Annotated in this window: 7 protein-coding genes; 3 read left to right on the top strand and 4 right to left on the bottom strand. The window is 38.7% G+C overall.

Annotated elements, in window-relative coordinates:
- Nucleotides 1–203: 203 nt before the first annotated feature.
- Complete coding sequence (gene htpG / locus DNK84_RS09645; protein ID WP_119344312.1) at nucleotides 204–2,096, bottom strand: molecular chaperone HtpG; 1,893 nt, start codon at nucleotides 2,094–2,096, stop codon at nucleotides 204–206.
- Between the two features lie 252 nt (nucleotides 2,097–2,348).
- On the opposite strand from htpG, the gene DNK84_RS09640 reads away from it, so the two are divergent.
- Nucleotides 2,349–3,011 carry an O-methyltransferase gene (locus DNK84_RS09640; RefSeq protein ID WP_119344311.1) on the top strand — a complete coding sequence of 221 codons (663 nt, stop codon included), beginning with the start codon at nucleotides 2,349–2,351 and terminating at the stop codon, nucleotides 3,009–3,011.
- A 60-nt stretch (nucleotides 3,012–3,071) separates the two neighbouring features.
- Here DNK84_RS09640 and ftsH read toward each other — a convergent pair whose 3' ends face one another.
- The 3 genes from ftsH to DNK84_RS09625 form a co-directional block, all read right to left on the bottom strand.
- Nucleotides 3,072–5,069: an ATP-dependent zinc metalloprotease FtsH gene (ftsH, locus tag DNK84_RS09635; protein ID WP_119344310.1), complete on the bottom strand. Its 1,998-nt coding sequence runs from the start codon at nucleotides 5,067–5,069 to the stop codon at nucleotides 3,072–3,074.
- A gap of 259 nt (nucleotides 5,070–5,328) precedes the next feature.
- A complete protein-coding gene (locus tag DNK84_RS09630) occupies nucleotides 5,329–5,904 on the bottom strand; it encodes an NAD(P)/FAD-dependent oxidoreductase (RefSeq protein ID WP_119344309.1) in 576 nt (191 codons plus the stop codon).
- A 21-nt stretch (nucleotides 5,905–5,925) separates the two neighbouring features.
- The gene (locus tag DNK84_RS09625; protein WP_119344308.1) at nucleotides 5,926–6,750 is read right to left on the bottom strand and encodes an FAD-dependent oxidoreductase; all 825 of its coding nucleotides are present in this window, start codon (nucleotides 6,748–6,750) and stop codon (nucleotides 5,926–5,928) included.
- Between the two features lie 300 nt (nucleotides 6,751–7,050).
- Between DNK84_RS09625 and DNK84_RS09620 the strand changes: the two genes are divergently transcribed.
- Both DNK84_RS09620 and DNK84_RS09615 read left to right on the top strand, forming a co-directional pair.
- Nucleotides 7,051–7,317, top strand: a complete 267-nt coding sequence (locus DNK84_RS09620; RefSeq protein ID WP_119344307.1) for a hypothetical protein — start codon at nucleotides 7,051–7,053, stop codon at nucleotides 7,315–7,317.
- 39 nt (nucleotides 7,318–7,356) lie between these two features.
- The coding region (locus DNK84_RS09615; protein WP_119344306.1) for a proline--tRNA ligase at nucleotides 7,357–9,006 on the top strand (1,650 nt) is incomplete at its 3' end.

Here is a 9,006-nt window from a genome sequence, read left to right as displayed (position 1 = left end):
TTAGATGGATGGGCTCTATTAATGCTTTGTAAGCATGACGATGATAGAAAGGCTAACCGCTCTTGTCATTACTGCCTGGCAGCAATCCACGTGATTAGACTAGACTCAAACCATTATTGGTAACAAATGGTTTTTACATAGGTGTCCGCCAAAGATCGCTTTGCAAGCGTGATAGTCTGAGGACAGGTAGGTTCCTGCTAACCCTATACGACAAGATATTTATTGGTTAATTTGACAAATTCAGCTGGATCATCCAATTGCGCACCTTCTGTTAGTAAAGCTTGCTGTAATAAAATGTTCGACCAATCGGCAAACCTTGCGTCATCTTGCTCTTCTTTAAGATGACTAACAAATTTATGCTCTGGATTGATTTCCAAGATTGGTTTACCACCCATGCCAGGCATCATCGTTTGCCCTGCATCTGCCATCATTTTTTGCAAATGCATGCTCATGCCATAATCATTCACAACAATACAGCTTGGTGAATCCGTCAAACGTTTGGAAACGCGCACATCATCAACCTTATCTTTCAAAACTTCTTTCATCTGTTTGATGATTGACTCAAAGTCTTTTTCGATTTTCTCTTTCTCTTTTTTATCTTCCTTATCGTCCAAATCACCTAAATCTAAATCACCTTTAGCAATTGATTTTAGTGTTTTTCCATCAAACTCATTTAAATGAGAAGTCATCCATTCATCAACACGATCATACATTAACAAGACTTCAATATCTTTTTTGCGGAAGATCTCAAGTTGTGGATTATTTTTTGCGGCATTAAAGCTTTCTGCCGTAACATAGTAAATATATTTCTGGCCTTCTTTCATCCGTGCGACATACTCTTCAAGCGAAACCTCTTGCGCACTGGTGTTTTGATGGGTTGAGGCAAAACGAAAAAGCCTGGCAACTTTTTCTTTCTGTTCATGTTCTTCTGCTGGCGCTTCTTTTAAAACCTGGCCAAATGCTTTCCAGAAAGTCTCATATTTTTCAGGCGTATCTTTAGCCATCTTTGTTAACATATCAATAACTTTTTTGGCTGTCGCTTTTTTGATTTTTTCAATCACTTTGTTGTGCTGCAATATCTCACGTGAAATATTTAATGGTAAATCATTTGAATCCACCACACCTTTCACAAAACGTAAGTAAGATGGCAATAGATTTTCATTTTCCATGATAAAAACACGCTGAACATAAAGCTGCAAGCCTGATTTGCGTTCACGATCCCACAGATCAAAAGGCGCACGCTCTGGAATATATAATAAACTGATATACTCCAAATTCCCTTCAACTTTATTATGTGACCAGGTTAAAGGGTCGCTGAAATCATGTGAAATATGTTTATAGAACTCTTTGTAATCTTCATCACTTATATCTGATTTAGCACGCGTCCAAAGCGCTTTTGCCTTGTTGACTGTCTCCCACTCATCTAATATTTTTTCCTTGCCATCCTCATCATGCTCACGCTTTAGCATCTGAATAGGTAATGAGATATGATCTGAATATTTTGTGATAATCTGTTTTAACTTCCAAACATCTAATAAGTCTTCTTCACCTTCTTTAAGATGTAATATGATTTCAGTCCCACGCTTTTCTTTGGTGATATCTTCAACGGTAAAAGAACCATCTGCTTTTGATTCCCAACGAACCGCTTCTTCAGGTTTAAGCCCTGCTTTTAATGAATTAACTGTAACTTTATCTGCAACCAAATAAGCTGAATAAAAACCCACACCAAACTGGCCGATTAATTGTGAGTCTTTTGTTTGATCGCCTGTTAATGCCTGTAAAAATTTCTTTGTTCCTGATTTTGCAATGGTCCCAAGATGATCAATTGCATCCTCACGGCTCATCCCAATACCATTATCTGAAATGGTGATTGTTTTTGTGTCTTTATCAACGTTAACACGTACATGCAACTCTGCATCATTGCCAAATAATGATGCGTCATTTAATGCTTCAAAACGCAGCTTTTCAGCAGCATCTGACGCATTTGAGATAAGCTCTCTTAAAAAAATTTCACGATTTGAATACAGTGAGTGAATCACCAAATCTAACAATTGTTTCACTTCAGTTTGAAAGTCAAAAACCTGTTTTTCAGACATGTTTACTCCTATTTTTATTGCAGACGCCTCACATTACGCTTGAACATGTATTGTCTATTTGTCTTAATAATTTTACGTACCGTTACCAATTGGGTGTGATTTGAGAAAAATCAAGGGAATATCTTAAAAAAAATTGCTGAAAGTACATAACTTCAGTTAATAATTTACCAGTGGTATAACAAGAAAACCATTTGCGCGCAATTCAAGCTTTTGATTTAATAGATATATACAAAATGCTACAAGATACTAAAGATGAGCCTTGAAACATTATTAAAAGATGAAAAACTATATCAATATATACTGGATAACACATTAAAACCACTACCCATCCAGCAGCAAATGCTTGATAAGGCAAAATCTGAAGCGCTTTCACAAATGATTACTGCCCCTGAGCAATTGCAATTTATGCAGTTAATAATAAAAATGATAGGTGCGCAAAAAGCAATTGAAGTCGGCGTTTTTAAAGGTATTGGGTCACTGGCAATTGCATTGGCTTTACCTGATAATGGCCAACTGTATGCCCTTGATGTCACAGATGAATATCTCAAAGACTATGTGCAATACTGGGATCAAGCCAAGATAAGCCACAAGGTCAATTTAAAAATTTCCCCTGCCATTGAGTCACTGCGGTTATTGCTTGATCAAGGACATCAAAACACATTTGACTTTGTTTATATCGATGCTAATAAAAATGACTACCCGGACTACTATGAACTAAGCTATCTGCTTATATGCCCAGGTGGCATTATCGTTTTAGATAATATGTTAAGAGGTGGCAAAGTCGCTGATGAAACCATTCAAGAAGCAAGCATTAATGCAACTAGAAATACCAATACATTAATTAAAAATGACACAAGGGTTGAATCAGTTTTATTACCTGTTGGTGATGGTATAACAATCGTTCGCAAAAAGTAAGTTTGTCCTTTTTCTACAGCTGGATAAGCCTTCTGCGCATTGGGTATCTTTAGCAAATAGCTAATCTTTATCCCTAACCGATGTATCCTCATCTGATTTGCCATCATCAGCATTCTGATCATTTTCTACAGACGTTTTAGAAGTATTCTCTTCTGTTGAGACCTTTACTTTTTCCTCTGTCTTTACTTTTTCTTCTTTGACTTTGCCCTCTTTAGGTGCATAGCTGCTACCCCAATCACCAGGCTCTCTAACAGGCTTTCTTTCCATTAAATCATCAACCTGCATGGCATCAATGGTTTCATACTTCATCAGCGCATCTGCCATCGCATGCAAGATATCAATATTTTCTTCTAGAATGGTGTAAGCTCGCTTATAATTTTCATCAATTAAATGGCGTACTTCGTTATCAATATCCAAAGCCGTTTGATCAGAAAAATGCTTAGGCGATTTACTCATGCTTTGGCCCAAAAATGGCTGATGATCATCCTCATCATACTGAATGGGCCCCATTTTATCTGAAAGCCCCCACTTTGTGACCATGCTCCTGGCAATGTTAGTTGCCACCTGAATATCATTTGAAGCGCCTGTTGTCACCTTTTCATGCCCAAAGATCATCTCCTCGGCAATACGCCCACCAAAGATACTTGATAAGCGGCTTAAAAGCTGCTGTCTTGACTGACTGACTTGATCACCATCTGGAAGGTACATAGTAACACCTAGCGCACGCCCTCTTGGAATAATGCTCACCTTGTATACAGGGTCATGATCAGGTACAATACGCCCCACAATTGCATGACCTGCTTCATGATATGCTGTTAAACGTTTCTGCTCATCACTCATTGCCATTGAGGTGCGCTCAGAGCCCATTAAGATTTTATCTTTTGCCCGTTCAAATTCTTCCATACCAACGATTTGCTTGTTAGCACGCGCGGCAAAAAGGGCAGCTTCATTCACAAGGTTAGCAAGCTCTGCACCTGAAAAACCAGGAGTGCCTCGTGCAATCCAGTCAACGCGCACTTCATCATCAACAACAATCTTACGCATATGCACTTTTAAAATCTGTTCGCGCCCTTTAACACTTGGCAAACCAACGGTGACTTGGCGATCAAATCGCCCAGGACGTAATAAAGCAGGATCTAAAACATCAGGACGGTTAGTTGCAGCAATGACAATAACACCTTCATTATCAGCAAAACCGTCCATTTCAACCAACATCTGGTTTAACGTCTGCTCACGCTCATCATGACCACCACCCATGCCTGTACCACGATGACGTCCAACAGCGTCAAGCTCATCGATAAAGATAATACAAGGCGCCCGGCGCTTGGCTTGTTCAAACATATCACGAACCCTTGATGCACCGACACCAACAAACATTTCAACAAAGTCAGAACCAGAGATCGAGAAAAATGGCACTTTAGCTTCTCCGGCAATGGCTCGAGCCAACAAAGTTTTACCCGTACCAGGAGGACCGACCATCAAAACACCACGTGGGATTCTACCACCAATTTTTTCATATTTTGTTGGGTTTTTAAGAAAGTCAACAATTTCGCCGACTTCTTCTTTAGCTTCATCAACACCGGCTACATCTGCTAAAGTCACTTTGACCTGATCTTCACCTAGAAGCTTGGCTTTACTCTTTCCAAATGAAAAGGCACCACTTTTACCACCCCCGGCACGCATCATCAAAAAGATAAAAAATCCAGCAATCAATAATAACGGTAGCCAATTAAATAGAAATGCCAGTAATAAGCTTGGTTTTTCAGGTGCTTTAGCAGAAATTTCCGCTTTTTGCGACAGCATCTTATCTACAATGCTTTGATCCAATAATGGGGCATAGGTTTTAAAATTTTCACCTGTATCCGTTTTACCTGTAAATGTACGGCCATCCACATTAACAGACTGAATTTGCCCGCCTTGTAATTGTGATACAAAGCTTGAGTAGTTAATGGTTTTAGATTTATCTGCCGTTGTATTCATATTACTGAATATAAACACAAGTCCTATTGCGATCAGCCCCCAAAAAAGCGCATTACGCAAAAAGTCATTTCTCTTCATGCAAATGTAACCTTGTTGATTTTTTGTTTTTTAGTCTCGATTCTCACTTACTGCATTATAATACAACAATATGTATGTAACCATGGCAATACAGTAAATTCTAACCATCATCATCAATATGTTAGTACATTAGCACAGTAAAGCACCAGATCAAAACTTTTCCAGCAATCCAGCACCAATTAAATGCAATATCACCATGATAAACCCGCTTGGTAAATCATTTAGCTATATCACTTCGCGAATAATTTTACGAACCCTGCTAGCGAATTGGCGTATCACCGCATCGGAACAGTTCGACATCATGTGTTTTTACGGAAAGTTTATTTGAAGCATCGCGTAAAGCAGTACACACGCCTTCCTCAACAGTTGGGTGATAAAATGGCATAGCCAGCACGTCATCAACCGTCATATGATTTGCAACTGCCCAGGCTAAAAGATGTGCTAAATGCTCACCTTGTGGTGCTTGTAATTCTGCACCTAAAAGCTTGCCATCTTTTTTTCGTGCATATAGGTGTAATAAACCTTGCTCTTTTGATTTAACAATACTGCGACCTTGACCTTCAAAGCTAACCTTGCCTGTTACAAAATCAATATTTTGATCGATTAACTGCGCAAACCTTAATCCCACAGTTGCAATATTCGGATCAGAGAATGTAATGCTTAAAGAAGTCCGTTTCTGAAAACATTGCGTTTGCGTTCTTACTGCGTTAAATCCGGCAATGCGCCCTTGATCTGCTGCTTCATGTAATACAGGTCTTGCCGCGTTAGTATCCCCAACAAGATAAATATTAGGATACTGATCTAGCTGATAGGTTGTTCGACAATATTTAGGCACATCATTTGCATCAAGCTGTAATTACCCCAGTCCAAGCCCATTTAAGTTAGGCGCACGACCCATCGCAAGCAAAGCCTTATCAAAGAGATGTACTTTATCACCAATTTTAACTTGTAATCTACCATCCTTCATGCCCACAACGTCAGCACCTTCATATGAAATATTTAGCTGTTTGGTAAATTTATCTGCAACATAGTCTTGCAATATTGGATCACTAAGCCCACCGATACTTTTGCCAAGGCCAACCAAGGTGACATCTAAACCAAGTTTGGCAAGTGCCTGGCCTAGCTCAATGCCAATAACACCCAAGCCGACTACCACCATTTTTTCAGGCATTTCTGTTAGCTCAAAAAAACTATTAGTATCAATAAGATAATCCTGATAAGCCTGCCATGATTTTGGAATCAATGGTTTTGATCCTGTGGCAATAATAATTTTATCTGCCTTAGTTAATTTTCCTGATTCTGTTTTAAGGGTATTAGCGTCCACAAAAGAGACATACTCACGAATAATTTTATCCTGCCATGATTTGATATCATTTAATACACCTTTGACAAACCGATCTCGCAGTTTGCGTACAAATTCCATCACCTTAGAAGGATCAATATGAAGCTTTTCAGCACCATAAATACCTTCACTGGCAAAAACACATCTGCGATCAAAGTCATTTGCCGCCTGGATTAAAACTTTTGATGGCATGCAGCCTACTCGTGCACACGTGGTGCCAAGCGCGCCACCTTCAATCACCACATAGTCATGTGTTTGTTTGGCAACCTCTCTTCTTGCTGACAACCCTGCTGTTCCTGCGCCAATAATTGCAACTTTTACCTTTTTTACTTCTGCCATTTTATGACTCCATCTGGTTCTTTCTTGCCTTTATGCTACACAACCATCAATCACATGTGAAATATATTAATTTTTCAATAACAATAAAAAATAGTTATAAACCTCTATTCTTCAATGTCCCTCATGCAAACATAAACATATCCATTTGTCGCAACAAAAAAGCAAGAACCTAAAATGTTTTTCATTTTCGTATCATAAAGATTATAATACCCTCATAGCGAATCATTTTTCAGCATGAATGTCAAAGAAGTTCATAACGTTGCATATAAGATATCATTCTGCTGCAAGGAAAATCATCAGATGACAAAATCAACGCTTAATAAAATTGCCAACTTCATTTTTTATATTGCATGTATCATCTTTATCGGTACATTAACCGCTGTGTATTACTTTAATTACTTTAGCATTATGATTAAAGAGCACATTGTATACTGGGTTTACTTAGCACCGTTAATAATGGTGCTTTATACACTGATAAAAAATTCTCTCTTCAAGGAGAAATCCACCGATCCCGAATCACAAAGAAAATCTGAAAATACGCTTGAAGTGAATGATAAAACCAGCTAACTTTAGTCTATTCATTTGCATTAACAATTAAAATATATTATGAGAGCAACCCATACATTACTTGCCACAGCAAAAGAAACGCCAAAAGAGGCTGAACTTATCAGCCACCAATACATGATTCGTGCGGGGCTTATTCGCAAAGTTGCTTCAGGTGTCTACACCTGGCTTCCAACTGGTCTTAAAGTATTACAAAAGGTACAAAATATCATTCGTGAAGAAATGGACAAATCAGCTGCCAATGAGGTATTAATGCCAAGCATTTTGCCGAGTGAATTTCTACAGGAAACTGGCCGCTGGGAAAAGTTCGGCTCAGAGCTGTTAAAAATCAATGACCGCCATGGTCGTGACTTTTACTATGGCCCTACGCATGAAGAGCCTATTGTTGATATTGCCAGAAAACAAATCAACAGCTACAAACAGCTGCCCTTAAACCTTTATCAGATCCAAACAAAATTTAGAGATGAAATAAGACCACGTTTTGGTGTGATGCGCGCTCGTGAATTCATTATGAAAGATGCCTATTCCTTTCACTTAGACGAGGAATGCTTAAATAAAACCTATAAGAAAATGTATCAAACTTATTGTAATATCCTAAACCGCATGGGACTTCAGTTTCGAGTCGTTGAAGCAGATGCCGGTGCTATTGGTGGCAGTATTACACATGAATTTCAGGTACTGGCACAATCAGGCGAGGATATCATCTGCTATAGCGATCAAAGCAATTATGCCGCAAACATTGAACTTGCCAGTTATTTGATCCCAAATTTAAATGCGCGCCCAAAGGGAGAAAAAACGCTTGAAAAAATATCAACGCCTGACATTAAAACAATCGATCAACTATGTCAAGAATTTGACTTGCCGGCAAAAAATACATTAAAAACCCTGGTAATTAAAGACAGTAAAGACAATTTTTTCGCACTTGTTTTACGAGGTGATCATAACTTAAATGAGATCAAAGTAGAAAAGCTGCCACAAATCACCCCACCATTTTATTTTGCTTCTGATGATGAAATCAAAGCAAAACTTAATACAGACCCAGGATCCCTTGGCCCAGTTAATTGTCCAATTCCTGTGATTGTTGATTATACTGCTGCCATGGCTTTTGATTTTGTCTGTGGAGCAAACCAGTCAGGGTTTCATTATTTTGGCGCTAATTGGGATCGTGATATCCCATCATTTGAAGTTGCTGATATTCGCAATGCTGTGATTGGTGACATCTCCCCTGATGGGCATGGCCAACTACAGCAAACAAGCGGAATTGAAGTAGGACATATATTCCAACTTGGCGATCACTATTCTAAAAAAATGAATGCCAATGTATTAGATGAGAATGGGAAAAAGAAGCCTCTTATCATGGGCTGCTATGGCTTTGGTGTTAGCCGTGTAATTGCAGCAAGCATTGAACAATCACATGATACATATGGTATTATCTGGCCACAGGAAATTGCGCCTTATGAGGTAGTTATTATCCCGATGAATATGCATAAATCAAAAAAAGTTGCCGAGGAAGCCGAAAGCATTTATGCACAACTAAAAGCTGCTGGCTTTGATGTATTATTAGATGATCGCAACGAAAGATCCGGTGTGATGTTTGCTGATGCTGATTTAATCGGCGCCCCACACCAAATCATTATCGGACAAAAAAGTCTTGATAAAGGCTCTATTGAGTATAAAAACCGAAGAAAACAG

The sequence above is a fragment of the Facilibium subflavum genome (genome assembly GCF_003574485.1).
GTDB lineage: Bacteria > Pseudomonadota > Gammaproteobacteria > Francisellales > Francisellaceae > Facilibium > Facilibium subflavum.
Note: the sequence above shows the minus strand (reverse complement) of the source record. Positions and strands in the feature narration are given on the sequence as shown.

Coding starts and splice junctions, on each gene's coding strand:
- DNK84_RS09640 (WP_119344311.1), top strand. CDS start 2,349: ATGAGCCTTGAAACATTATTAAAAGATGAAAAACTATATCAATATATA.
- DNK84_RS09620 (WP_119344307.1), top strand. CDS start 7,051: ATGACAAAATCAACGCTTAATAAAATTGCCAACTTCATTTTTTATATT.
- ftsH (WP_119344310.1), bottom strand. CDS start 5,069: ATGAAGAGAAATGACTTTTTGCGTAATGCGCTTTTTTGGGGGCTGATC.
- DNK84_RS09625 (WP_119344308.1), bottom strand. CDS start 6,750: ATGGCAGAAGTAAAAAAGGTAAAAGTTGCAATTATTGGCGCAGGAACA.
- htpG (WP_119344312.1), bottom strand. CDS start 2,096: ATGTCTGAAAAACAGGTTTTTGACTTTCAAACTGAAGTGAAACAATTG.